The organism is Variovorax sp. BGA-UO-ETr-C22 (genome assembly GCF_059567965.1).
This window is the reverse complement of sequence record NZ_JCAQPA010000011.1, coordinates 1,808,062-1,832,742: the sequence shown is the minus strand read 5'-3', so window position 1 is coordinate 1,832,742 and position 24,681 is coordinate 1,808,062. Positions and strand designations below refer to the sequence as shown.

Sequence of the window (24,681 nt, the reverse complement as noted above, 5' to 3'; positions counted from 1 at the left end):
CTGCGGACGGCTGCGGATAATCGGCCGCCATGAAGCTGCACCAGCTCCGCTATCTCGCCGCCGTCGCCTCCGAAGGCAGCATCCGCGCCGCCGCGCGGGCACTGGGCGTCACCCAGGCCACGGTCACGCAGGGCCTGCGCGAACTCGAGGCGCATGCGCAGGTGGCGCTGTTCACGCGCCACGGCGGCGGCATCGCGTTCACGCCGGCCGGCCTGGAGCTGCTGGAGCATGCGCAGCGCGTGCTGGCCCAGCTGCGCCAGGCCGAAGACACGCTCTCACGCCACCGCGACACCGGTGCGCAGCAGCGCCTGACCGTGGCCATCACGCCCTGGATCACGCAGACCCTGCTGCCGCGCGTGGTGTCTCTGTTTCGCGAAGAGCTGCCGCACGTGCAGCTCGAGATGTTCGACGGCCTGTCGGCGCTCAGCTATCCGCGGCTGCGCGAAGGCAGCCTCGACCTGCTGATCGGCCGCATCGGCCCCGACGAGGCCATGCAGGGGCTGCAGGCGCAGCCGCTGTTCCGCTACGACATGACGGTGGTGGCGCGCCGCGGCCACCCGCGGGCCGGTGCGCAGTCGATGGCCGAGCTGCTGCAGGACGACTGGGTGCTCAACTTCACGCCGGGCGAGGGCGCGAGCTTTCTCGACAACCTGTTCCGCCAGCACGGCCTGGCCGCGCCCGTGCAGCGCATCCAGCTGGCCCATTCGCCGTCCATGATGCTGGGCCTCGTGCGCAAGACCGACATGCTCACCTTCTGCCCCTGGCCGCTGGTGGAAACCGAGAGCCTGCGCCATGCGCTCGTGACCTTGCAGCTGCGCGAACGCTTCCACAGCAACGTGGTGGGCATCGTGCGCCGCGCGCAGGAGGCGCCGTCGCACGCGGCGGCGCGCTTCATCGCGCACTTCCTGGCGCAGCTGCCGGCGTGGCAGGCCTCGGACGATCCGGAGCTGCGGCGGGTGCTGCACTCGGTGGATTTCATCGAGGCGGCGCCTCACCCGTGATAGTCGCTCCACGACATGCGCACCATGCCCGGCGGCGTGGGCGCGCCGGCTGAGGCCAGCGTCACCGGCGGGTCGTCGTCCACGCGGCTCCTGGCGCGCGAATCCCAGTCGTCGAGAAAGACCTGCTGGTAGTACTGCGCCACGTCTTCGTTGTGGATGATCAGCCCGGCGTCGCGGTTGCGCAGCACGCCGTCGCCCGACCAGTTGGTGCTGCTCACCAGCACCGCCTGGCCGTCCACGATGATGCCCTTGTTGTGGATGCTGCCCTGGACGCGGAACACGTCCTGGTTGCAGCCCGCCTCGACCAGCTTGCGGATGTTGTCGGCCGCGCTGGTGCTGCCCAGGATGATGCGCAGGTCGAGGTCCGGCTCGGTGCTGCGCTGCGCCAGCTTGCGCAGCAGCGCGCGAAAGTCGGCGTCCTTGTCGGCATCGCTCCAGGTGATGTAGGCGAACTGCAGGTACAGCGAGACCTGCGCGCTGTCGATGAGCGCGTTGATGTGCGGCAGGTAGTTGTCCGGCGTGAGCACGGGCTGCACTTTCACCGTGGTCTTCACCGCGGGCAGCCGCGCGGGTTCGACCGGCACCACCGGCCCCGCGAAGGCCACGGCCTGCTCCAGCAGGTGGTCCAGCGGCACGAACACGTCGGGCAACGTGAGCTTGGGCGCCACGTCCAGCGCCGCGTCGGCGGCGCCGTCGGCTTCTTCCTTCTCCGAAGCCTTGAGGTCGTGCAGGATGTACTTCTCGAACACCTTCGAGAGCGCGGCGTCGCTGCAGATCACGTGCCATTCTCGGTTGCCCTTGCTGAACATGCCCTTGGCCTGCGCGGGCGTGGCCACGGGGTCGATGTCGGGCTGGCTGCGCTTGCTCCAGTTGCCGCTCGACAGCCAGAAGGCCTTGTGGTCGCGCACCGCCACTTTCTCGTGGTACGCGCTGGCGAAGCGGCGGCCCTTGCCGCACTGCACGAGCCAGGCGGTGAAGTCGGCCTCCTGCTGCAGCTTGCGCAGCTTCTTGCGGATGACCTGTTCTTCTTTCGTCATGCCGTCGTCCCAGCTCAGCGCCGCCGCGATGCCGCCGTCGCGCACGAGGTCGATGAAGACCTGGGCGACGTGGTCGGCGTTGAAGTCGTACATCGCCACCGACAGCGAGCGCGTGGTGCCTTCGAGAAAGGGCCGCAGCACCGGCCACCCCGCATCGGGGCCGACGTGGCACAGGAAGGGCTGCTTCACGTTGTAGACCTTGTCGATGGGCTGGCCTGCAGGCGGCTTGTAGACGAGGCCGACGGCCGCTTCGGCGAGCGCGTTCACCGTGTCATCGAAGTCCGCGCTGGCGGCCAGCTGTCGCGCGGGGTCGGCCTGCATCACGCAGACGCGGTAGGGGCCCAGTTGCCGGGGCGCGCGCTCGGCCACGGGCACCTCCGACAAGGGCCGCTTGCGGTCGACCAGCACGATCACGGCGGGCTCGCGCAGGAACCGGCCGTCGACCAGCGGAAAGCCCGGCTCCGCCGCCACGTAGCCGGGCAGGGCGGCCAGCTGCGCCTGGTGGGTGGCGATCACCGTCCGGACCGCCGCGCGCGCGGCATCGTCGAGCACTTTCATGGAAGCTCCTTGGGCTGGTTTGTGGTGCACGCGCATGCGGGCGCCTGCCGGCATGGCATGCGCGAAGGCAGCGACCCGGGCGGGTCGCGTGTCAGGAGATGTTGGGCAGCCGGCGCGACAGCTCGACCGACTCGACGGCCGGGTCGGCTTCGAGCTGCTGGAGCTTGTCGAGCGGAATCTCGGCCGAGAACAGGCCCGGCGAGATGTCGGCGCGCGCGGCGATGTAGTCCGGTCGCTCGGCGCCCTCGCACAGCTTGACCAGCACGACGACGCGCTCGCCCGACACCGGCGCGGGGGCGGCCGAAAAGTCGAGCTTCTTGAGCGAGCGCAAATCGATGGGCATGAGAGGGCAGATGGGGGCGGGAACACAGATTACACCCCCCGCTCGGGTTCGGCACAACCGCACCGGGCGTGGGGGTCATGGCTGGATCGTCAGATCGCGCCGCTGCTGGCGCGGCCGTCGCCGCGCTGCGGGTCCCAGCCGGCCGGCCCCGCGCCGGGCTTGACGCCCGCCTTCAGTTTGGCGCGGATGTCGGCGATGGCCAGCTTCTTTCCCGCTTTGTGGGCCTTGGCCAGCATCAGCGCGACCAGCCCCGTCACTGCCGGCGCCGCCATGCTGGTGCCCGACTTCTTCACCATGCCGTCCTTCGTGCGCGACTGCGCGGCCTTCACCTGCACGCCGGGGGCGCTGACCTCGGGCTTGGGCCGGCCGTCGCGCGTCGGGCCCGCGCTCGAGAAGCTGGCGGCGGGCTCGCCTGTCTTGCGGGCGTCGTACGCACCGACCACGATCGACAGTTTTCCTGTCGACAGCGAGCCCAGCAGGTGCGACTTCACCGGCTGGCCGAAGTACGACTGGCCGCTGTCCAGGCGCTCGAGCCACGCATGGAACGGTACGTCGTCGGCGGCCAGGGCGTGCAGCCGCACCTTGAACTCGCCGTCGGGCCAGTTGGGTGCGAGCCAGATGCCGATCACGTTGTCCTTGTTGTTCGGGTCGGTGATGCGGCTGCTGAGGAACGCGGCGATCTCACCGTTGCCTGCGCCGAGCGGAAAGTTCTCGCCCGGCGCGACGCTCGCCAGCACCTCGCCGTCGGGGCCCAGCAGCTCGGCGCGCAGGCGCTGGCTGCCGCCGTACCAGAGCTCGAACTCGCCGCCCTTGCCGTTGACCAGGGTCCACGACACGTCCAGGTGCCCGTTGCCGGGCACCGTGCCCGCCGTGTGCGTGTTGTCTTCCTGCGAATTGCCGGCCGCCAGCACGATCGCGCGGTTGGGCTTTTGCGACACCAGCGCGTCGAAGCCCTGTTCGACCAGCGAGGTGCCGTCGTGCGGGCCGCCGTTGGTGCCCAGGCTCAGGTTGACGACGCAGGGCCTGTCGCCGGCGCGGTCGAAGATGAACTTCACCGCTTCGAGCATCTGCACCGAATCGCCGAAGGAGCTGAACACGGCGTTGTGGCCGGTCCAGGCGATGTCGCGGGCCGACATCTCGACGAAGATCAGGTCGGCCTTCGGTGCCACGCCGGGTTGCAGCGACCCCCGGCCGTTGCCGCCGGCGATGTCCATCACATGCGTGCCGTGCGAACCCGGGCTGCCCGGCATGCCCGCACCGGGGTCGTAGCCCAGCGCCTTGTACGGGTCGGCCTTCTTCAGCGCCTTGTCGATGTCCGCCGCCTCGAAGAGCCGGCCGTAGCCGTAGGGACTGTTCGCCTTGGCCGGCGCGCCTTGCTGCCACAGGGCCAGCAGGCGCGTCTTGCCGTTGGCCTTGACGAAGTTCTGGTGCGCGAAGTCGCCGCCCGAATCGACCACGCCGATCACCACGCCGGCGCCGCCCGCCGTGCCGGCGAGCGCGGGGTTGTCGGCCTGCACGCCCATCGAGGCGATGGTGTTGTTCAGCGCCGGCAGCACGGGCTGCGAAGCCTTCATGCTGAGTACGGCCGGATGCTGGCGGATGGCCTCGGCCTTGCCCAGCGGAATGCGGCCCGTGACGAGCACCGTGCCGTCGTCGGCGGTGCCGATGTCGGAACCCGCATCGACGTCGGGAATGTCGGCCCACTCGGCATGGCTGGTGACGCGCGCCACCACCGGCACCGAGTCGCCGTCGGCGGACGAGATGGGCATGCTCTGCTTGCCCGCGCGGCGGTTCATCACCGCCAGTTGGAGGCGCGGGTCCATCGAGGTCTCGACGTCCATCGGCAGGCGCTGCAATTGCGCGAGCCCGAAGGTCGACACCGGCGAGAGCCGCGTGCACAGCGCGTCGGCCGTGCCGGCGAGCGCGGCGGTGAGGGCAGGGGAGGCTTCGCCCGGCAGGTGGCCCGCGGCGGGCGCGTCGGCGTGGGCCGACTGCGCCACCATCGCGGCGGCCATCTCCGGTGGGAGGTCGACCCAGCTGTTGAGCAGCTTGATCTGCCCGGTCACGTGGAGCCGCACGCTGCCGGACGACAGCGCCGGCGTCAGCACCCCGTGCGGCATCCTGGGGACTTTCGTATCAGCGGGCGAGGGCTTCTTCGCGGCGACGCGCTTCTTGGCTGGGGCCATCGGTCGGATCTCCTTGCGCAGGGGGACGGGTGGGTACCGCGAGGTGTAGCAGATTGCCGTGTCATCTGTCACCCCGGCTTGGGCAAGGAGGCGGTCAGAATCGCCGCATGAAAGTGGTGTTCAAGCTTCTGTTCGCGTACCTGGTGGCGAGCCTGGTGTCGACGGGCCTGGCGCTGGTTCTCTTTCCGCCGCACGCGCATGTGCCTGCGGTGGTGGTGCTGCTCGCGTTTCCGCTGGTGCCGTGGACCTTGCTTGGCAACCTCGCGAGCGAGGGATTCAGGGCCAGGGAGGTGTTGCCGCTGCTTGTCTTTGTGTTGGCGTTTGGTGGCGTGGCCTGGCTGATGTTGCGCGCGTCATCGAAGGCCGCGCAGCGATAGCAACGCCGGGCTCACTTCGCGCCGATCTCGAAGACATCGCCGTTCGTCGGCGTCGCGTTCTCGTGGTAGATGTCGTAGAGGTACTGCGCCAGGTCGGCCGGCGCCACGTCCGGCGGAATCGCGAGCTGGGCGAGGCCCAGTTTTCCGTCGGCACCGACCCAGTGGCTGCGCCAGCGGGCATCGGTCATTTCGACGCGCAGGGTGCGGCCGAACACGTTGAAGAGGTGGCGCATCGTCGGGGCTCCGGGCATGCATGAAAAGAGATGAGGGGACAGCCACTGTAGCGCCCTCGTCGTATGCACAATGGGCCGAATCGCCCGTCACATCCACTCCAGAGTCCGCATGGCAGACCCCAACGTACGCAAGACCTACGAAGCGGCCGTGGCCGAGCTGGGGCCTGCCGCTGCGCGGATGCTGGCCGATGGTGTGAATGAAGAACAGGTGGCGCGCTGGATCTTCGCGCAGCGGGACGATCTCAAGCTGCATTACCGCGCGCTGACGCCCTCGCACGAGCTGCAGGCCCTCGAAGCCAGGTCGCACAGCCGCTACGGCAACACGCTGGGCCCGTCGATCGAGCAACTGCGCAGCGCGGGAAAGTCGTGGCGGGACATCATCGATTCGGCGGCACGGCCGGGGACTCACTACCGCCAGGGCGATTGATCGTTCGTTCGCTACGTGCCGCTGCGCCAGCGGCCAGAGCTCGCGCAGACCTGCGCCGGTTCGCTGTTCACCCGGACCTGTTCTTCATCGAGCTGCGACGCGGTGACCGGATCGACATCGAAGCCGATGCCGAGCAGGCGCGCCACCTGCGCGTCTTCGATCGACAGTTCCCAGGTCAGAAACAGCTGCGTGCGATCGAGCGAAGACGGGAAGTCGGCCGCGTCGAAGCCGTGGTCGCTGCCGCGTGGCACCACGGCGTGGGGCTGGCCGGTGTCGAACAGCAGGGCCGTGCCCCGGGTGAGCGGAATGCGATGGCCCGTGACGGGGAAATGCACGTCCAGGCCCTTGTCTTCGCTGAGGAACAGGTTGCAGAAGGCCGCGCCGCCGTACTGCGCGCCGTCGTGGTGGTAGCGGGCGCCGCGGCAGGCCATCAGGGCGACGTCGCTGGCCGGCAGCAGCGACGCGGGCAGGCCCAGCGTGCCGAGCCAGCCGGACATCGCCTGCACGCACTGCGCGTAGTCGGGCCAGCGCGTGCGTGCGCGGGCCAGCGGCATGGGCTCGACATCGCCGGGTTCGAGCGGCACGTTCGTGGCGATCTCCCGCTGCCAGTCGGCCACGAGGCGCGCCGGGGGCTCGGGCACGTCGAGCTGGGCCGCATGCACGATGCCGCTCACGCTGCGGCTGCGCAGCGTGTCGCCGTGCCAGAAGTAGGAGGTCAGCAGGTCGTGCATGCGGGGGCTTTCAAGGCACGGAGGGTACACGCGGCGCGGCGCCGGGCACCGGGGAGCGACGGCCGATGCGGCATACTCCCACCCCCTCCCAACTCGCCAGAATTCCGCTGAATGGACAAGGAAGTCGACCCCTCCGTGCTCGCCGCCATCGATGAGATGCGGCTCTCCGGACCGCGCCTCACGCCGGTCGAAATCGTCGCCAAGATGGGGGTGTTCGACGCACGCGACAAGCCGTTCGAGCACGCCTGGCTCGCCACCGGCGACAACGTCATCGCCACCATCTGGGGCGAGTACGTGAGCGTGGCGGCCGGTGGCCGCTGGTTCTACCTGGAATCGCTCGACGCCCAGCGCCGCCCCGGCGGCGGCGTGCGCAGCGCCCAGCAGGCGCAGCGCGCCAAGGACCGCCTGGCCCTGCTCAAGCGCACCTTCGACGCCGGCCAGGGCTTCCGCGCCGTGCTGCAGACCAACCGCGTGGCCATTGCCGAGCTCGAGAGCAACAAGAGCGCCAAGGTATCGACCCGCGTGCGCGACGACGCCGAATGGCACGTCGCGAGCTGGGAACCCGAGCAGCAGCTCGCCGTGCTGGTGCGCGGTGCGCGCGGCTGGGTGCCGACCGAGGCCGACATCACGGCCGCCAAGGCCCGTGGCGGCGTGCCGGCGGCCGACGACGCCGACGCGGCCCCGGCCGGCCCGACCACGACGGACGCCGTGCAGGCCGCCGCCATGGCCTATGTCATGGGCCATTTCAAGGGCTACGGCTACAACGCGGAAGACGTCACCAGCAAGGCGCTGGGCTACGACATCGAGGTGTCGAACGCCAAGGGCGCGATGCTGCTCAAGGTGGTCGTGAAGGGCACCGCCCCGGCGCTGCCGACCTTCGCGCTCACGCCCGACGAAAGCATGTGCGCCGTGCGCGAGCCGCTGTGGCGCCTGCTGGTGGTGGCCGACGCGGGCAGCGCGACGGCGGCGCACAAGATCTACAAGCCGACCGAAGTGGACCAGGCGCCGGGCTTCCAGCGCAAGGCCTGACGGGCCTCCCAGGCCACGCCGCGGCTGCACCAGTGCGCCGCGGGCGTTTCCAAATTCTTACAACTGAGCCCCCGGAAACCCGTCGTTTCCAACGGTAAAGTTCCGCCGTCCGGCGCGAACAGTTCGTGCCTTCGCCCCTCTGTTCGCCCCCTTTCATGTCCAACCTCATCGTGCACGGCGGTACGCCCCTTCGCGGCCGCATCATTCCCTCCGCCAACAAGAACGCGGTGCTGCCGGTGCTGTGCGCCACCTTGCTCACCGGCGAGCCGCTACGGCTGCACGGGGTGCCCGACATCACCGACGTGCGCAAGATCCTCGACATCTTCCGCACGCTGGGCAGCGAGGTCCGCATGGACCACGAGAGCGGCACGCTCGAGCTGCACCACCGCGCCACCACCTTCGATGCGGCGCTCCACCGCCTGCCTGAGGAAATGCGCTCGTCGATCATGCTGGTGCCGCCGCTGCTGGCGCGCTTCGGCGTGGCGCGGCTGGAGGACAACGTCAAGGGCTGCACGCTGGGCGTGCGCGAGATCGATCCGCACGTCGAGGTGTTCCAGCGCTTCGGCGGCCAGGTGGAGCGCACCGAGGGCTCGCTGCTGGTGTATGCGCCCGGCCGGCTCACGCCCACCGACCACTGGCTGGACTACGCCTCGGTGACGACCACCGAGAACTTCGTGCTGTGCGCGGCCGCCGCGGACGGCACCTCGACGCTCACCAACGCGGCCTCGGAGCCGCACGTGCAGGAGTTCTGCCGCTTCATGGCCATGATCGGCGTGCGCATCGAAGGCATGGGCACCTCGCGGCTCACGGTGCATGGCGGGGGCGCGCTGGGTGGCGGCGAGTTCCGCTTCGATGAAGACTTCCACGAGATCACCACCTTCCTGGCGCTGGGCGCGATCACGGGCGGCGATGTCGTGGTGCGCAACAGCGCGCCGGGCAACTTTCCGCTCATCGACCGCACCTTTGCCAAGTTCGGCGTGCAGATCGAGCATGCCGACGGCTGGTCGCGCGCCATCCGCAGCGGCCCGCTGAAGGTGCAGACACCGTTCACCAGCAACGTGCTCACCAAGGTGGAGGCCGCGCCGTGGCCGTACTTCCCGGTCGACCTGCTGCCGATCTTCATTGCGCTGGGCGTGCGTGCGCAGGGCAATGCGATGTTCTGGAACAAGGTGTACGACGGCGCATTGGGCTGGACCGGCGAGCTGTCGAAGTTCGGCGCGCACGTGTTCTCGTCCGACCCGCACCGGCTCATCACCTTCGGTGGCCACGCGCTCACGCCGGCGGTGGTCGAGAGCCCCTACATCATCCGCGTGGCGATCGCGCTGTTCATGGTGGCCGCGAGCATTGAGGGCAAGTCCGAGATCCGCAACGCCACGCCGATCCGGCGCGCGCATCCGCGCTTCGTGGAAAACCTGCGCAGCCTGGGCGTGCAGGTGGAGTGGACCAGCGAGGAGTGAGCCTGCGGCAGGCTGCGCGCTGCTGCTGACCTGTCCCGCTGCCCGATGACCCCGCGGGCGCCGCGCTCAACGGCTTGGCCGGACAATGCCGTGCATTCGACACACGGACACAGGAGCGCACCCCGAATGACGACGTTGCAACAGATCCTCGGCACCGAACTTCCCTTGATCCAGGCGCCGATGGCCGGCGCGCAGGGCAGTGCGATGGCGATCGCGGTGTGCAACGAAGGCGGCCTGGGGTCGCTGCCAGGCGCGATGCTCGGGCCCGACGCGATGCGCCGCGAACTCGCGGCAATCCGTGCGGGCACCGGCAAGCCCTTCAACGTCAATTTCTTCGCCCACACCCCGCCCACGCCGGATGAGGCACGCGAGGCCGCCTGGCGTGCCGCGCTGGGGCCGTACTACGCCGAGTTCGGCATCGACCCCGCGGGCATCCCGACCGGCCCCGGGCGCAACCCCTTCAGCGCCGAGGTGGCCGACCTGCTGGCCGAGTTCAAGCCGCCGGTGGTGAGCTTCCATTTCGGGCTGCCGCCCGAGCCGCTGCTGGCCAAGGTGCGCGGCTGGGGCGCGAAGGTGCTGGTTTCGGCCACCACCGTCGACGAAGCGCTGTGGCTCGAGGCGAAGGGCGTCGACGCGGTCATCGCGCAGGGGCTGGAGGCCGGCGGGCACCGCGGCCATTTCCTGTCGCACGACCTGACGAAGCAGCTCGGCACCTTCGCGCTGCTGCCGCAGCTGGTGCACGCATTGAAGGTGCCGGTGATCGCAGCCGGCGGCATCGCGGATGCCGACGGCGTGGCCGCGGCCATGGCGCTGGGCGCCGCCGGCGTGCAGGTCGGCACGGCCTACTTGCTGACGCCCGAGGCCATGACCAGCGCGCTGCACCGCGCGGCGCTGAAGAGCGAGGCCGCGCGCCACACGGCGCTCACCAACCTGTTCACCGGCCGACCCGCGCGCGGCATCGTCAACCGCGTGATGCGCGAGCTGGGCCCCATCGGCCCGGCGCCGGAATTTCCGCTCGCCACCTCGGGCATCGCGCCGCTGCGCGCCAAGGCCGAGGCGCAGGGCAGTGGCGACTTCTCTCCGCTGTGGTCGGGGCAGAACGCCACCGGCTGCCGCGAGGTGTCCTCGGCCGAGGTCACGCGGGCGCTGGCCAAGGGCTTTCGCTGAGCCGCGCCATTCGTCCGTCATTTTTTCGAAACCCTTCCGCCCCATGACATCGCTCCATCTGCCCCTGCAGTTCCTGCACCACCCCGCACCCTCGGGCGGCCCTGAACCCTGGCTGCTCGTGCTGATGCACGGCGTGGGCAGCAACGAGCAGGACCTGTTCGGCCTGGCGCGCATGATGCCGCCGCAGTTCCACGTGCTGAGCCTGCGCGCGCCGTATGTGCTGTCGCCCGGTTCCTACGCGTGGTTCGAGTTCCAGGTGCTGGCCGACGGCGGGCGCCGCATCGACGAAGAACAGGAGCGCGAAAGCCGCTTTCTCATCGGCGAGATGGTCACGTCGGCGTCGCAGCAGCTGGGCATTCCGCCCGAGCGCGTGGTGGTCGGCGGCTTCAGCCAGGGCGGGATCATGTCGCTGTCGCTGCTGCTCACGCAGCCCGAGAAGCTGCGCGCCGCGCTGGTGTGGCACAGCCGGCTGCTGCCCGAGGTGGTGCCGCACATCGCGTCGCCCGAGGCCTTCGCGGGCAAGGCGCTGTGGGTGAGCCACGGCAGCGCCGACAACGTGATTCCGCCGAGCGCCGCGCAGGCCACGCGCGAGCTGGCGCGCGGGCTGCCGCTGGCGCTGTCGGGCTCGGACTTCCCGGGCGCGCACGAGATCCGCCCCGCCGAGCTGCAGGGCACGCTGGCGTGGCTGCAGGCGCTCAGCGCGCCAACAGCCGCGCCATGACCATCGCCTCCATTTCGGCGACCCAGGCGTCACCCGTCGCGTCGTCGGGCTGCACCAGCAGCCGGTAGCGGCGCCCGCCCCAGGCCGCGGTCAGCAGCGCCTGCACGGTGGCGGGCGAGGGCGGCGGCTGCAGGTCGCGGCAGGCGGCGAAGGCCTGCGTCCAGCGCGCGAGCAGTTCGTCGTACACGCGCCGGTGGTGCTTGGGCTCGGCCACGCGGTGTTCGAGCATCAGCATCTCGTGGTCGAAGGCGGGCAAGCCGTCGGTGCGCGTGTCGCAGGTGAGGCGCACGAGGCGCTGCGTGCGTTCGCGCCAGTCGATGCCTGAAGGCGCGATCACGTCTTGGTCGAGCCGCGCGAGCAGCGCCTCGACGCAGTGGCGCACATAGCCCGAGAGCAGGGCTTCCTTGTCGGGAAAGTAGTCGTAGAAGGTGCCGACGGCGATGCCGGTTTCGAGCGCCACGGCGCGCGTGGTCACGCCTTCCCAGCCCTGCGCGCGCCAAATCCGAACAAAGGCGTCGTAGATGGCCTGCACGGTGAACTTGCCGCGCGCCTGCGTGGGGCGTTTCAGGGGCTTGGAGCGGGGTGCGGCGGGCATGGACCGGGTTTCCGAACCCGCGGCGAAGCGGGCCGTCCTACAGTTTGCGAATGAACAACGCATTCACTTTAACCCGCCTCGAAACGCGCAAGAACGCACTCGGAACCACCCGCATCGTCACCTCGGAAGACGCCGGCAGTTTGCAGCCGGGCGAGGTGCTGATGCAGATCGAGCGCTTCTCGCTCACCACCAACAACATCACCTACGCGGCCTTCGGCGATGCGGTGATGAAGTACTGGCAGTTCTTTCCCACCGGCGACGCCGACTGGGGCCACATGCCGGTCTGGGGCTTTGCCGACGTGGTGGCGTCGAACGTCGAAGGCGTGGCGGTGGGCGAGCGCTTCTACGGCTATTTCCCCATTGCGAGCCACCTGCGCATGCAGCCGGTGCGCGTGACGCCGCGCGGCTTCTACGACGGCGCGGCGCACCGCAGCGAACTGGTGTCGGCCTACAACCAGTACATGCGCTGCAGCCACGACGCGGGCTACGTCGCCGCGCTGGAGGACTACCAGATGCTGGTGCGTCCGCTGTTCATCACCTCGTTCATGCTGGGCGACTTTCTCGAAGACAACGCCTTCTTCGGCGCGACGCAGGTGGTGGTGTCGAGCGCGTCGAGTAAGACGGCGTTCGGCACGGCCTTCTGCCTCGGCCGCCGCGAAGGCCTGCAGCTGATCGCCGCCACCTCCGAAGGCAACCGCGCCTTTGTCGAGGCGCTGGGCTGCTACGACCGCACGGTGGCCTACGGCGAGATCGCCACGCTCGCGGCCGACGTGCCCACGCTGTACGTCGACTTCGCGGGCCACGACGACCTGCGCGCCACCGTGCACCACCACTTCGGCGAATCGCTGGTGTACGACTGCTATGCGGGCTCGGCGCAGAAGACCGAATTCCTCGGCGACACCAGCGCGCTGCCCGGCCCCACGCCGAAGCTCTACTTCGCGCCCGTGCAGATCCGCAAGCGCAATGCCGACTGGGGCCCGCAGGAGGTCAACCGCCGCTTCAACGACGCGCAGGGCCGCTTCATCGCCGAGCTGAGCCCCCCGGGCAACCGCTGGATGACGCTGGCGCAGGGCCGCGGCTTCGCGCATGCGCAGGCCGTGATCGCCGACCTGCACGCGGGCCGCGTCGATCCGCGCGAGGCGCATGTGGTGCGCATTGGCGGCGCGTGACGGGCTGAGCAACTGAACTTCGGCGCGGGTGGGGCGTCACAGGGGGTTACGAGAACGTGGCGATCGTGCGGGCCGTGCAGGCCATCCTGGTGCACCATTGCCTTTCGTCTCCCCACTGCCATCCCGCAAAAGGAAACCGCCCATGTCCGACGCCGACTCCCCCCGCGACACCCCCGAATTCCGACCCCGCAAGGAAGCGCCGATGGGCACCATCGTCGGCTTGGCGCTGGTCGTGCTGGTGGCGGCTTATTTCGGCTGGCGCTGGTACCAGCAGCAGCAACTGGCGCCGCTGCCGACCGCGCCCGTGGCCGTCGCCCCGAACGACGCGCCCCCCGAGCCGCCCAAGGCCGAAGAGCCGAAGGGCCCGCAGAACCCGGTCGAGGCGCTGGCCCCGCCCGATGCCGCGTTGCCCGCACTGGCCAGTTCCGATGCGCGCGTGATGAAGGCGCTCACCGAGCTGCTGGGCGGCAAGGCCGTGGCGGCCTACCTGCAGTCCGACGGCGTAGTGCGGCGCTTCGTCGCCACCGTCGACAACCTGCCGCGCGAGCAGGCACCCGCCAGCAAGTGGCCGGTGCAGCCCGCGCCGCAGCGCTTCATCACCGAGGGGCCGCAGCAGGGCGGCGTGCAGACCATCGCGGCGAACAACGCCGCGCGCTACAACGGCATCGTGATGCTGGCCGGGGCGGTCGATCCGGCCAAGGCGGCGGCGGTGTATGCGCGGCTGTACCCGCTGTTCCAGCAGGCGTACGAAGAGCTGGGCTATCCGGGCCGCTATTTCAACGACCGCTTCATCGCCGTGATCGACCACCTGCTGCAAGCGCCCGAGCCCACGGGACCGGTGCAGGTGAAGCTGGTCGAGGTGAAGGGCGACATTCCCTCGCAGCGGCCCTGGGTGCGCTACGAATACGCCGACCCGAAGCTCGAATCGCTCTCGGCCGGCCAGAAGATCCTGGTGCGCATGGGGCCCGAGAACGAGCGCAAGATGAAGGCCAGCCTGCGCGGGCTGCGCGCGCAGATCGCCACCGGCGAGATCGCGAAGAAGAAGCAGCCCTGAGGCGCGATGCACTGACAGCGCCCCGCCTGCACGCCCTGTAGGCGCGGGCCGATTGCATGCGGCGCGAAGGGTCGAGATGATTTGCGCCTACGACTTCGAGGGCAAGCCATGAACCTGATGAGCGTCGATCTTTACCAGAGCACCACCGACCCCGGGAAATTCCTGGCGCTTCCCGCCGGCACCGACCCGACCGAACTCATGGGCCCGATGACCTTCGATCGGGACTACGCGCACATCAAGCGCTACCAGGCGGCGTTCGCGTTCGATCCGTCCGAAATCTACGCGGGCGTGAACGCCGCGAAGATCGCCGCGGACCTGCTCACCGTGAAGTGGGCGATGTACCGCCGCGAAGGCTGAACGGCGGGCGGCTTGCGCCGCCTCGCCTTCGTCAGGCCTCTTCGGTTTCCTGGTACTCGCCCACCGGCACGCAGCTGCAGAACAGGTTGCGGTCGCCGTAGACGTTGTCGACGCGCCCGATCGGCGGCCAGTACTTGGCCTGCTTGAGTTCGGCCAGCGGGAACGCGCCGAGTTCGCGCGAGTACGGGTGGCTCCACTCCGTGCCGAGCAGGCTGGCGGCGGTGTGCGGCGCATGCTTGAGCGGGTTGTCGTCCTTCGACCAGACGCCTTCTTCCACGCGGCGGATCTCGCCGCGGATGGCGATCATCGCGTCGACGAAACGGTCGAGCTCGGCCAGCGGTTCGCTTTCGGTGGGCTCCACCATCAGCGTGCCGGGCACGGGGAAGCTCAGCGTGGGCGCGTGGAAGCCGTAGTCGATGAGGCGCTTGGCCACGTCTTCGGCGGTCACGCCGCTGGTGTCCTTGAGCGGGCGCAGGTCGAGGATGCACTCGTGCGCGACGTGGCCGTTGGGGCTCGCGTACAGCGTAGGGTAGTGGTCCTTCAGGCGCGCGCTGATGTAGTTGGCGCTGAGGATGGCCGTCTCGGTCGCGGCCTGTAGGCCCTTGGCGCCCATCATGCGGCAGTACATCCAGCTGATCGGCAGCACGGCCGCGTTGCCCAGCGGCGCCGCCGACACGGCGCCCACGCCGTTCGAGGGCACGCCGGCCGTGGCGTGGCCCGGCAGGTAGGGCACGAGGTCTTCGACCACGCAGACCGGACCGACGCCCGGGCCGCCACCGCCGTGCGGAATGCAGAAGGTCTTGTGCAGGTTCAGGTGGCTCACGTCGCCGCCGAATTCGCCTGGCGCGGCCACGCCGACCAGCGCGTTCATGTTGGCGCCGTCGACGTACACGCGGCCGCCGTGCTCATGCACGAGCTCGCACAGTTCCTTCACGCGGGTTTCGAACACACCGTGCGTGCTGGGGTAGGTGATCATCACGGCGGCCAGGTGGGCGCTGTGCTTTTCGCAGGCGCGCTTCAGGTCGTCCATGTCGACGTTGCCTTGCGCGTCGCAGGCCGTCACCACCACCTGCAGGCCCACCATCTGGGCGCTGGCCGGGTTGGTGCCGTGCGCCGACGAGGGAATCAGGCAGATGTTGCGGTGGCCCTGGCCCTTGGCTTCATGGAAGGACTTGATGGCCAGCAGGCCCGCGTACTCGCCCTGCGAGCCCGCGTTGGGCTGCAGGCTGATGCCCGCGTAGCCGGTCGCTTCGCACAGCCAGGCGCGCAGCTGCGCGTCGAGCTGGGCGTAGCCCTGCAGCTGGTCGGCGGGCGCGAAGGGGTGGATGTTGGCGAACTCGGGCCAGGTGATGGGGATCATCTCGCTTGTCGCGTTGAGCTTCATGGTGCAACTGCCCAGCGGGATCATGCTGCGGTCGAGCGCCAGGTCCTTGTCCGACAGGCTGCGGATGTAGCGCAGCATCGCGGTTTCGCTCTTGTGGGTGTTGAACACCGGGTGCGTGAGAAAGGCGCTGGTGCGGCGCAGGTCCTCGGGAATCAGCGGCGTGGTGTTGGCGGCCAGCTCGTCGAAGCGCGGCATCGCAGTGCCGGCGGGCACGAACAGGGCCCACAGGGTTTCGATGTCGGCGCGCGTGGTGGTCTCGTCCAGCGAAATGCCCAGGTGCTGCTGCAGGCGCTGGCGCAGGTTGACGCCGCCGGCTTGCGCGCGCTCGATGATCGCGGCCGTGTCGTCGCCGGTGCGGATCGTCAGCGAGTCGAAGGCGGTGGTGTTCACCGGCTCGCGGCCCATCTGCGACAGGCCCTTGGCGAGGATGGCGGTGAGCACGGCCACGCGCTGCGCGATGCGCGTGAGGCCGTCGGGGCCGTGGTACACGGCGTACATGCTGGCGACCACGGCCGGCAGCACCTGCGCGGTGCAGATGTTCGACGTGGCCTTCTCGCGGCGGATGTGCTGCTCGCGCGTCTGCAGCGCGAGGCGGTAGGCGGGCTGGCCGTGCGTGTCGACGCTCACGCCGACGAGGCGGCCGGGCAGCGAGCGCTTGAACGAATCGCGGCAGGCCAGGTAGGCAGCGTGCGGGCCGCCGTTGCACAGCGGCATGCCCAAGCGCTGCGTGGTGCCGCAGACGATGTCGGCATCGAACTCGCCGGGGGCGACCAGCAATGTGAGCGCCAGCAGGTCGGCCGCGACGATGAAGGCGGCATCGCACTGGTGCGCGTGGCCCGCGAGCGGGCGCAGGTCGTGCACGTGGCCGGTGGTGGCGGGGTACTGTGCGAGCACGCCGAAGAACTCGCCGCTCACCATCAGGTGCGGCAGCGTTTCGGACACCGTGCTCACCTTGACTTCGATGCCCAGCGGCGCGGCGCGGGTCTTGATGACTTCGATGGTCTGCGGGTGGCAGTCGCCCGACACGAGGAAGACGTTGCTCTTGCTCTTCACGCTGCGCTTGGCGAGCGTCATGGCTTCGGCCGCGGCCGTGGCCTCGTCGAGCATCGAGGCGTTGGCGATGGCCATGCCCGTGAGGTCGCACACCATCGTCTGGAAGTTGAGCAGGGCTTCCATGCGGCCCTGCGAGATCTCGGCCTGGTAGGGCGTGTAGGCGGTGTACCAGGCGGGGTTCTCCAGGATGTTGCGCAGGATCACGCCCGGCGTGTGCGTGCCGTAATAGCCCTGGCCGATGAAGCTCTTGAACACCTTGTTCTTCGACGCCAGCGTCTTCAGTTCGGCCAGCGCGTCGGCCTCGGTGACGGGCGCGGGCAGGCGCATCGGCCGGGCGCGGCGGATGGCCGCGGGCACGATGCCGTCGATGAGCTCCGCGCGCGTTTCCGAGCCGATCACCGGCAGCATGCGCGCCTCGTCCGCTGCATCGATGCCGATGTGGCGGGCGAGGAATTCTTCGGCGTTCTCTAGTTCTTGCAAAGAGGGAAGGGCGGGAATCGGCATGGCGGTGAAGGCTCGGGGGAGAAGGAACGAAGGTGCGAGGAAGCTGCTGTTCAGCGGATCAGGATTCGGCGGCGAACTTGTCGTAGCTGGCGGCGTCGAGCAGGGCGTCGAGCTGCGCGGGCTCGCTCAGCTTGACCTTGAAGAACCAGCCGGCGGCCAGCGGGTCGCTGTTGGCCAGCGACGGGTCGGCGCGCAGCGCTTCGTTCACTTCGGTGATCTCGCCCGACACGGGCATGAACACATCGGCGGCGGCCTTCACCGACTCGACCACACCGGCGACCTCGCCCTGCGCGAAGGTCTTGCCCACTTCAGGCAGGTCGACGAACACCACGTCGCCCAGCGCGTCCTGCGCATGCACGGTGATGCCGACGGTGGCGGCGCCGCCTTCGGCCGCCACCCATTCGTGGTCCTTGGTGTATTTGATGCTCATGAAAAAACTCCTCGTGGAAAAAATGGAATCGGGGTGCAGAGCCTAGCCGGGTCTGCGGGGTTCAGTGTCGGTCAGCCGCGGTAGTAGCGCGTCGGCACGAAAGGCATGGTCGAGACTTCCATCGGCACCGGCTTGCCGCGCACGATGGCCTGCACGCGCGTGCCGGGCTCGGCGAAGGCGGCGGCCACGTAGCCCATGGCCACGCAGCGGTCGGCCGTGGGGCCGAGCAGGCCGCTGGTGACGGCGCCGATGTCGTGCCCTTCGAGCGACTGCAGCAGCGTGCCGTCGCGCACCGGAATGCGTTCGAGTGCCACGAGGCCGACGCGCTTGCGCGTGAGCGTCTTGTGGTCGGTGTGGCCGGCCGCGCCCGAGGCGACGGCGGCGAGCTGGGCCAGCACCTTGGCCGCGCCCGGAAAGCCGCCTTCGCGCGCGCCGCCCGCGCGGCGCACCTTCTGGATCGCCCAGTTCAGCGAGGCTTCGACCGGGGTGGTGGTGGTGTCGATGTCGTTGCCGTACAGGCACAGGCCGGCTTCGAGCCGCAGCGAGTTGCGCGCGCCCAGGCCGACGGGCTTCACTTCGGGCTGCGCGAGCAGCAGGCGGGCGAGGGCGTCGGCGTCTTTGCCGGCCACCGAGATCTCGAAGCCGTCTTCGCCGGTGTAGCCGCTGCGGGTGACGAAGGCGGCGATGCCGCCGATCTGCACCGCGCCGCCGGTCATGAACACGAAGCGCTCGATGCCGGGCGACAGGCGCGCCAGCGTGGCCGCGGCCTGCGGGCCTTGCAGCGCGAGCAGGGCGTGGTCGGGCAGGGGTTGCACCTGGCAGCGCGCGCCGATCCTGGCCTGGATGTGGGCGATGTCGGCCACCTTGCAGGCGCCGTTCACGATCACGAAGAGCGAACCGTTGCCTTCGTTGAAGAACATCAGGTCGTCGAGGATGCCGCCCTCGTCGTTCAGCAGCAGGCCGTAGCGCTGCTTGCCGGCGGGCAGGTCGACCACGTCGACGGGCATCAGGGTTTCGAAGGCGGCGGCGGCATCGGGGCCGACCAGGCGCAGCTGGCCCATGTGCGAGATGTCGAACAGGCCGGCTGCGTCGCGCGTGTGCTTGTGCTCGGCCATGAGGCCGGCGGGGTACTGCACGGGCATGGAATAGCCGGCGAAGGGCACCATGCGGGCGCCGAGCTCCACGTGCAGGTCGTACAGCGGGGTCTTGAGAAGTTGGGCGTCGGAAGCGGAAGAAGCGGCCACGGGGCACTCCAAAGGGGCAGTCGAAATCCATGGCTGCAACGCCACGGGCCACCCCTGCTGTCCGCTTTACCTGAGAGATTCGCCCCACGATCGGGGTTTGCTCCTTCGGTGGGCCGCATGCAATGCCACGGCCTCTCTCCAGCAAGGAAACGCCGGTGGTTGCCGGCGTCTTGTCAGTCCTTTTGCCTGAGCGTTCGGGGAACCCCTGCGCCTTCGGCGGCCCCGTCGCGCGGGGCTCTCTCCTGACCCGGCGAGTGTAGTGGATCGCGGGGCCGGGGCTGGTGGCTCAGTGCACGGTTTCCGCCGGCGGCAGCAGCTTGTCGATGCGCTCGCGCAGCGAGTCGGCGCGCTCGGGGCCGGCGGCCTTCTCGATCTCGGAGAGCATCAGCGCGGCGATGGTCAGCATGGCCTCGCGGTCGCGGGCCTCGCGCAGGGCGTCGCGCATCTGGTTGGCGAAGCGCGGGTCGCGGCGCACGAACATGCGTTCGCAGATGTCGAACAGGAACATGCGCGTGGTGGCCAGCGAGCGCTTGCCGTCGAAGCTGTCGGCCGAGGTGGCGACCTGGATCGGCTCGGCGGCGGTGACGGGCGTGGGGGCCGGTGCGGGCGGTGGCGCGACCGGGCGCGCGACCTGCAGGTAGCCGCGCTGCATCAGCCCCTGGATCGCCTGCTCGGCCTCGACGCGGCTGGGGAACAGCGGGCTGAAGTCGGTCAGCGAGCGCCGGCCGTCGGCCATGAGCAGCAGGGCGCGCTCACGCTGGCTGAGCGTGCGCTGCCCGGCCTGGAGTTCGTCGCGTGCCTTCTCGGTCTTGGTGGGGAACATGGCGGCCACAGCTTTCGGAGGTCGAAGGCTGCAGCATCGTTGCAAGTGGTGACATCTTCGTGAACCATTTGCCTTACAGGGACAAGGCGGTGCGCGTCAGTTGCCCGCGCTCTCCTTGCGGATCAGCCAGCGCGTGCCCACGCGCTGCAGCTCGAGGGTCTTGCGGTCGGTCTCGGTGAGCGCGTCGGCGCTGTAGACCTGCCGGAACTGCGCGCTGGCCGAGGTGCCCTGGACGCTGATCACCAGCCCCTCGATGCCCACGCTGATGCGCGACTTGCCCGTGATGCGGGCGCGCCGGTCGGCCTCCCAGCGCTCGCGGGTCTGGCCGCGCGCGGGGGTGAAGTCGCTCGCGTAGGCGGCGAGGTAGCGCTCGACGTCGCGCGCGGACCAGGCGGCGGCCCAGGCGCGCACGGCGCTTTCCACTTCGGCGAGGTGGGTGACGGGATTGGCGGGGGCGGCTGCTGGTGCAACGGCTGCAACGGCTGCAACGGGCGCGGCGGCCGGCGTGGCCGCGATACCGGCGGTGGCCAGCAAGCCGGCAGCGACAAGGCTGCTGCCCTGGGCGACGATTCGGTGCATGGCGTCCTTCTCTTTCCTTCTTCTTGTCTGTCAGGCTCGACGTCGAAGCTTGCGTCGATTCTGGCAGTGAAAGAGAGCGCGTGCGGCGTTGAATCGCCCACGGATTTCAGTGGTCCGTGGTTCAGGGCGCGTGCACAGGACACCGGGTGCTTCCCTCCGCGAATGTCCCCCGCCTTCGGCTCCTCCTTGATTTCGCTGCGGGAAGCACCCAGTGCCCTGTGCACCGGGTGCGCGGGGCAGAGCTCAGGCCGCCGCAGCCTCGCCCGCCATCACCTGCACCGTCCGATTGCGCAGCCGCAAGGCCAGCACGGTCGCGACGCACAGCACGCACAACACCACCGTGAGCGTCACGCCGAGCCCGCGTGCATCCGACAGCAGGCCGAACAGCGGCGACACCAGCCCGCCGACCGAGAGCGCGAGGCCGAGCGTGATGCCGCTGGCCGTGGCCGGGTTGCGCGGCAGGTAGTCCTGCGCGAGCGTCACCTGCGCGGCGAAGGGCAGGAACATGCTCATGCCGAGCCACGCGGTGCAGGCCAGCGCCGCGCCGGGCGTGGAGGAGAGCACGAGGCCCGCCATGGCCGGCAGCGCAAGCAGGTAGCCGCAGCGGATCGTGCCCATGCGCCCGATGCGGTCGCCGAGCCAGCCGCCGGCCAGCGTGCCCACGGCCCCTGCGGCGGTGAAGGCGGTGAGTGCCGCGGCGCCCTGGAAGGTGCTGCCGTGCAGGTCGCGCGTGATGCGCAGCGAGAGCATCGACAGCACCGTGACGTACGGGATCGACCAGCCCACGATGGTCGCCACCAGCAGGCTGAAGGCGCGCCAGTCGTTGTGCGGTTTGAGCACCTGGGCGCGGGCCTGCGCGGCCCGCGCCGCCGTGGCCGCGTGCTGGGCGGCCGCGCTGCGCCGCGCGTTGGCCGCGACCCACACCACGCCCATCGCCACCGCAGGAATGCCCAGCAGATAGCTGCGCGAGAGGCTGCCGCCGCCGACCACCGTGGCCGCCAGCACGGGTGCGAACGAGGCGCCGATGGTGCCGCCCACCGAGAACACGCTCATCGCCTTCTGCGAGGCGCCGCCGGCCGCGCGCGCGGCCACGGTGGCGGGCGGGTGGTAGGCCGCGATGCCCAGCCCGCACAGCGCGACCGCGATCCAGGTCAGCAGGTAGCTCTGGCTCAGGCCCGCCAGCACCACGCCCAGCGCCGCCACCAGGAAGCCTACGGGCACCAGCCAGGCACGCGGGTGGCGGTCGGCGTACAGGCCGAACAGCGGCTGCACCACGCTCGACAGCCCGGTGGCCGCCAGCATCAGGCCGCTCACGGCCGTGTAGCTGTAGCCGCGCTCCAGCACCATGAAGGGCAGCAGCGCGGGCACGAGGCCCTGGTAGAGGTCGTTGACGGCATGGGTGCCGGTGAGCAGCCCGAGTCGGCGCGTGTTCATGCGATGGCTTCTTTCTTCGATGTCCGGTTTGAGAAAAAGGGAGGAAAAGCCATCGTAGGAAGACACGGAAAGATGTTCTCGCTACGAATGTGCAAACATCGTCGTGAAATGGACAAACTGAATCTGCGCCCCGACGAGGGCGAATCGACCCCGCGCGCCGTGGCCGTGCTGGCCACCGATCCGGCGGGCGACGCCTTCATTCCGCCGCATGCGCACCGGCGCGGGCAGCTCATCCACGCGATCTCGGGCGTGATGATGGTCGGCGCGGCGGCCGGCAGCTGGGTGGTGCCGCCGGGGCGCGGCGTCTGGGTGCCGCCGGGCATGACGCACCAGATCCGCATGGCGGGCGAGGTGAAGATGCGCACCGTCTTCGTCGAGCCCGGCACGCGCGCCGACCTGGGCGCCGAGTGCCGCGTGATCCATGTGGGTGCGCTGTTGCGCGAGCTGATCGTGGCGGCCGTGTCGCTGCCGCTGGACTACCCGCCGGGCGGGCGCGACGAGCGCGTGATGGAACTGATCCTCGACGAGATCGAGGCCGCGCCCGCGCTGTCGCTGCATGTGCCGATGCCGCGCCACGCACGCCTGGCCGCGCTGTGCGAGGCGTTGATCCGCGACCCCGCGCAGCCCGCCACGCTCGACGGCTGGGCCGCGCGGCTGCACATGAACGCGCGCACGCTGGCCCGGTTGTTCGAACGCGAGACCGGCATGACCTTCGGCGCGTGGTGCCGCCAGGCGCGGCTGCTGCTGAGCCTGCCGCGGCTGGCCGCGGGCGCGTCGATCCTGGAGGTGGCGCTGGCGCACGGCTACGAGAGCCCGAGCGCCTTCACCGCGATGTTCCGCCGCACGCTCGGCGTGCCGCCGAGCCAGTACCTGCACCCGCCGGCCTGAGGCGGGTGAAGGCGGGGGGCGGGAGCGGCCTGCGCCGCTACTTGAACCCGAGCGCGCGCGGCAGCCAGGTGCTGAGCATCGGCACGAAGGTCAGCAGCATCAGCACCGCGCCGTGCGCCCACAGGAAGGGCACCAGCTCCTTCACCAGCGCCGACATCGGCACCTTCGACACGTTGCAGGTCACGAACAGCAGCCCGCCCACCGGCGGCGTGATCATGCCCAGCGTGAGGTTGAAGATCACGATCATCGCGAAGTGCACCGGGTCGACGCCCAGCTTGATCGCCACCGGCGCAAGAATCGGCGCCAGCACCATCACGCCCGGCAGCGGCTCGATGAAGATGCCGAACAAGAGCAGGAACACGTTGACGATGATCAGGAACATCCACGGCGAGAGGTTCATGCTGATGAGCCATTCGGCCATCTGCTGCGGAATGCCCTCGATGGTCAGCACCCAGGCGAACGAGGCCGACAGGCCGATGATGATCAGCACCGACGCCGACAGCAGGGCCGAGCGCGACAGGATGTCGGGCAGCATCTTCCACTCGAGCGTGCGGTAGATGAACTTGCCGCACACCAGCGCATAGAACACCGCCACCACCGAGGCTTCGGTGGGCGTGAACCAGCCGGCGCGCATGCCGCCCAGGATGACCACCGGCAGCAGGATGGCGGGAATCGCCTTCCACGTCGTGATGAGGATCTCGCGCAGCGGCGGCGTCTGGCCGTCGCCCTTGTAGTTGCGCTTCTTCGAGACGTAGAAGTTCACGACGCACATCGCCACCGCGATCAGGATGCCCGGCACGATGCCGGCCACGAACAGCTGGCCGACCGACACCGTTTCGTCCTGCAGCGCGTAGATGATCATGATGATCGAGGGCGGAATGATCGGCCCCACGATGGCCGTGGAGGCCGTCAGCGCCGCCGCGTACGAGCGGTCGTAGCCGGCCTTGTCCATCATCTTGATGAGCATCGAGCCGGGGCCGGCCGCGTCGGCCAGCGCCGAGCCCGAGATGCCCGAGAAGAAGGTCAGCGACACCACGTTGGTATAGCCCAGCCCGCCGCGCCGGTGGCCGACGAACTGGCCCGCGAAGCGCAGCAGCACCTCGGTGAGCGAGCCGCCGCTCATGAGCTCGGCGGCCAGGATGAAGAAAGGCACGGCCATCAGCGGAAAGCTGTCGATGCCGGTGAAGGTTTCCTTCAGCAGCACCATCAGCGGGTAGCTTTCCGCGAGGATCAGGGTGGCGGCCGTGGCCAGGCCGAGCGCGAAGGCCACGGGCACGCCGATGGCCAGGAACACGCAGGCGGAGACGATCAGGACAATGCTGGCATCCATGGTCTTCTCCTTACAGCGAGGCCGACGCGTTGGCGTCGAAATGCGCGTCCGACGCGAACTCGCGGTTCAGCACGTAGCCACGCACCACCAGCAGCCAGTGCACGATCAGCAGCACGCCGCCGATCAGCATCGCGCTGTAGATGTAGGCAAACGGAATCTGCGTCACGGCGGTGAGCTGGAACATCGTGCGTTCCATGTAGAGCCAGCCGTACCAGACCATGAAGCCGAAGAAGGCGAACAGCAGCCCGGCCACCACGATGCGCACCGCCACGGCCGCCGGCCGGGGCAGGGCATCCTGCAGGTTCTCGACGGCGATGTGGCCGCCGTAGCGCAGCACGGGCCCGGCGCCCAGGAAGGTGAGCCAGATCATCATGTGGCGCGACACCTCTTCGGCCCATTCGATCGACTGGTTCGTGGTGTAGCGCAGCACGACGTTGGTGAAGATGATGACGGACATGGCCGCCAGCAGGAGGATCAGCGCCCACCGGTTGGCGGCGAGAAAGTAGCGCTCGAAGGCTTGCACGTTGTGGTTCTCTGTGGTGTCGGAAATGCGAAGCGCCCGGCACACTG

At 69.6% G+C, this 24,681-nt stretch carries 25 protein-coding genes and 2 riboswitches; of the genes, 11 read left to right on the top strand and 14 right to left on the bottom strand.

The genetic code is table 11. The features are described from left to right. The first annotated feature begins 29 nt into the window (after positions 1-29). Positions 30-1,001, top strand: coding sequence for a LysR family transcriptional regulator (locus tag AC57B8_RS28615; RefSeq protein WP_307694040.1), 972 nt, complete (start codon positions 30-32; stop codon positions 999-1,001). Here the strand turns inward: AC57B8_RS28615 and AC57B8_RS28610 are convergent. The 3 genes from AC57B8_RS28610 to AC57B8_RS28600 form a co-directional block, all read right to left on the bottom strand. Beyond that, positions 992-2,596 carry a phospholipase D-like domain-containing protein gene (locus AC57B8_RS28610; RefSeq protein ID WP_496481453.1) on the bottom strand — a complete coding sequence of 535 codons (1,605 nt, stop codon included), beginning with the start codon at positions 2,594-2,596 and terminating at the stop codon, positions 992-994. The two genes, AC57B8_RS28615 and AC57B8_RS28610, sit on opposite strands and share 10 nt — an antisense overlap. A 91-nt stretch (positions 2,597-2,687) precedes the next feature. After that, positions 2,688-2,939, bottom strand: a complete 252-nt coding sequence (locus tag AC57B8_RS28605; RefSeq protein ID WP_070095020.1) for a cell division protein FtsQ/DivIB — start codon at positions 2,937-2,939, stop codon at positions 2,688-2,690. Positions 2,940-3,028: 89 nt separating this feature from the next. Further along, positions 3,029-5,125 carry a S8 family serine peptidase gene (locus AC57B8_RS28600; RefSeq protein WP_496481452.1) on the bottom strand — a complete coding sequence of 699 codons (2,097 nt, stop codon included), beginning with the start codon at positions 5,123-5,125 and terminating at the stop codon, positions 3,029-3,031. A gap of 107 nt (positions 5,126-5,232) precedes the next feature. On the opposite strand from AC57B8_RS28600, the gene AC57B8_RS28595 reads away from it, so the two are divergent. Continuing rightward, positions 5,233-5,502 carry a hypothetical protein gene (locus tag AC57B8_RS28595; protein WP_496481451.1) on the top strand — a complete coding sequence of 90 codons (270 nt, stop codon included), beginning with the start codon at positions 5,233-5,235 and terminating at the stop codon, positions 5,500-5,502. A gap of 11 nt (positions 5,503-5,513) precedes the next feature. Here the strand turns inward: AC57B8_RS28595 and AC57B8_RS28590 are convergent, their stop codons facing one another. Then, positions 5,514-5,735 (bottom strand): DUF7661 family protein, encoded by a 222-nt coding sequence (locus tag AC57B8_RS28590; protein ID WP_143599026.1) that lies wholly within the window; start codon positions 5,733-5,735, stop codon positions 5,514-5,516. Positions 5,736-5,844: 109 nt separating this feature from the next. Here AC57B8_RS28590 and AC57B8_RS28585 point away from each other — a divergent pair, with 109 nt between their 5' ends. Continuing rightward, positions 5,845-6,162 carry a hemagglutinin gene (locus AC57B8_RS28585; protein ID WP_496481450.1) on the top strand — a complete coding sequence of 106 codons (318 nt, stop codon included), beginning with the start codon at positions 5,845-5,847 and terminating at the stop codon, positions 6,160-6,162. Positions 6,163-6,173: 11 nt separating this feature from the next. Here AC57B8_RS28585 and AC57B8_RS28580 read toward each other — a convergent pair whose 3' ends face one another. Next, on the bottom strand, positions 6,174-6,893 hold the full coding sequence (locus AC57B8_RS28580; protein WP_496481449.1) for a hypothetical protein: 720 nt from the start codon (positions 6,891-6,893) through the stop codon (positions 6,174-6,176). Positions 6,894-7,004: 111 nt separating this feature from the next. On the opposite strand from AC57B8_RS28580, the gene AC57B8_RS28575 reads away from it, so the two are divergent. The 4 genes from AC57B8_RS28575 (at position 7,005) to AC57B8_RS28560 (ending at position 11,267) form a co-directional block, all read left to right on the top strand. After that, the gene (locus AC57B8_RS28575) at positions 7,005-7,922 is read left to right on the top strand and encodes a protein NO VEIN domain-containing protein (RefSeq protein WP_070059389.1); all 918 of its coding nucleotides are present in this window, start codon (positions 7,005-7,007) and stop codon (positions 7,920-7,922) included. Positions 7,923-8,077: 155 nt separating this feature from the next. Continuing rightward, positions 8,078-9,379, top strand: coding sequence for a UDP-N-acetylglucosamine 1-carboxyvinyltransferase (locus AC57B8_RS28570; RefSeq protein WP_495263756.1), 1,302 nt, complete (start codon positions 8,078-8,080; stop codon positions 9,377-9,379). A 126-nt stretch (positions 9,380-9,505) separates the two neighbouring features. Next, positions 9,506-10,546, top strand: coding sequence for an NAD(P)H-dependent flavin oxidoreductase (locus tag AC57B8_RS28565; protein WP_496481448.1), 1,041 nt, complete (start codon positions 9,506-9,508; stop codon positions 10,544-10,546). Between the two features lie 43 nt (positions 10,547-10,589). After that, positions 10,590-11,267 (top strand): alpha/beta hydrolase, encoded by a 678-nt coding sequence (locus tag AC57B8_RS28560; RefSeq protein WP_496481447.1) that lies wholly within the window; start codon positions 10,590-10,592, stop codon positions 11,265-11,267. Here AC57B8_RS28560 and AC57B8_RS28555 read toward each other — a convergent pair. Next, positions 11,242-11,862, bottom strand: a complete 621-nt coding sequence (locus AC57B8_RS28555) for a TetR/AcrR family transcriptional regulator (protein ID WP_496481446.1) — start codon at positions 11,860-11,862, stop codon at positions 11,242-11,244. The genes AC57B8_RS28560 and AC57B8_RS28555 overlap by 26 nt on opposite strands. 50 nt (positions 11,863-11,912) lie before the next feature. On the opposite strand from AC57B8_RS28555, the gene AC57B8_RS28550 reads away from it, so the two are divergent. The 3 genes from AC57B8_RS28550 (at position 11,913) to AC57B8_RS28540 (ending at position 14,442) form a co-directional block, all read left to right on the top strand. Then, positions 11,913-13,031, top strand: a complete 1,119-nt coding sequence (locus tag AC57B8_RS28550) for a DUF2855 family protein (protein WP_496481445.1) — start codon at positions 11,913-11,915, stop codon at positions 13,029-13,031. Between the two features lie 142 nt (positions 13,032-13,173). After that, positions 13,174-14,085 (top strand): DUF3014 domain-containing protein, encoded by a 912-nt coding sequence (locus AC57B8_RS28545; RefSeq protein WP_492695562.1) that lies wholly within the window; start codon positions 13,174-13,176, stop codon positions 14,083-14,085. Between the two features lie 108 nt (positions 14,086-14,193). Then, positions 14,194-14,442: a hypothetical protein gene (locus AC57B8_RS28540; RefSeq protein WP_496481444.1), complete on the top strand. Its 249-nt coding sequence runs from the start codon at positions 14,194-14,196 to the stop codon at positions 14,440-14,442. A 31-nt stretch (positions 14,443-14,473) separates the two neighbouring features. Here the strand turns inward: AC57B8_RS28540 and gcvP are convergent, their stop codons facing one another. From gcvP to AC57B8_RS28510, 6 genes are all read right to left on the bottom strand, one after another. Beyond that, positions 14,474-17,383 carry an aminomethyl-transferring glycine dehydrogenase gene (gene gcvP, locus AC57B8_RS28535; RefSeq protein WP_354346471.1) on the bottom strand — a complete coding sequence of 970 codons (2,910 nt, stop codon included), beginning with the start codon at positions 17,381-17,383 and terminating at the stop codon, positions 14,474-14,476. 58 nt (positions 17,384-17,441) lie between these two features. Continuing rightward, entirely contained in the window at positions 17,442-17,813 is a 372-nt protein-coding gene (gcvH, locus tag AC57B8_RS28530; protein WP_062474411.1) for a glycine cleavage system protein GcvH, read from the bottom strand. 71 nt (positions 17,814-17,884) lie between these two features. Beyond that, a complete protein-coding gene (gene gcvT, locus AC57B8_RS28525) occupies positions 17,885-19,057 on the bottom strand; it encodes a glycine cleavage system aminomethyltransferase GcvT (RefSeq protein WP_492726009.1) in 1,173 nt (390 codons plus the stop codon). 47 nt (positions 19,058-19,104) lie between these two features. After that, a riboswitch (glycine riboswitch) is annotated at positions 19,105-19,209 on the bottom strand. A gap of 12 nt (positions 19,210-19,221) precedes the next feature. Continuing rightward, positions 19,222-19,312, bottom strand: a riboswitch (glycine riboswitch). Positions 19,313-19,343: 31 nt separating this feature from the next. Then, positions 19,344-19,880: a hypothetical protein gene (locus AC57B8_RS28520; RefSeq protein WP_496481443.1), complete on the bottom strand. Its 537-nt coding sequence runs from the start codon at positions 19,878-19,880 to the stop codon at positions 19,344-19,346. Positions 19,881-19,976: 96 nt separating this feature from the next. Then, positions 19,977-20,459, bottom strand: a complete 483-nt coding sequence (locus AC57B8_RS28515) for a L,D-transpeptidase Cds6 family protein (protein ID WP_496481442.1) — start codon at positions 20,457-20,459, stop codon at positions 19,977-19,979. Positions 20,460-20,702: 243 nt separating this feature from the next. After that, positions 20,703-21,893 carry an MFS transporter gene (locus AC57B8_RS28510; RefSeq protein ID WP_487847267.1) on the bottom strand — a complete coding sequence of 397 codons (1,191 nt, stop codon included), beginning with the start codon at positions 21,891-21,893 and terminating at the stop codon, positions 20,703-20,705. A gap of 108 nt (positions 21,894-22,001) precedes the next feature. Between AC57B8_RS28510 and AC57B8_RS28505 the strand changes: the two genes are divergently transcribed. Further along, on the top strand, positions 22,002-22,781 hold the full coding sequence (locus tag AC57B8_RS28505; protein ID WP_062474418.1) for an AraC family transcriptional regulator: 780 nt from the start codon (positions 22,002-22,004) through the stop codon (positions 22,779-22,781). A gap of 37 nt (positions 22,782-22,818) precedes the next feature. Here AC57B8_RS28505 and AC57B8_RS28500 read toward each other — a convergent pair whose 3' ends face one another. Further along, on the bottom strand, positions 22,819-24,111 hold the full coding sequence (locus AC57B8_RS28500) for a TRAP transporter large permease (RefSeq protein ID WP_062474420.1): 1,293 nt from the start codon (positions 24,109-24,111) through the stop codon (positions 22,819-22,821). Between the two features lie 10 nt (positions 24,112-24,121). Further along, complete coding sequence (locus AC57B8_RS28495; protein WP_062474469.1) at positions 24,122-24,634, bottom strand: TRAP transporter small permease; 513 nt, start codon at positions 24,632-24,634, stop codon at positions 24,122-24,124. Between the last annotated feature and the right edge of the window lie 47 nt (positions 24,635-24,681).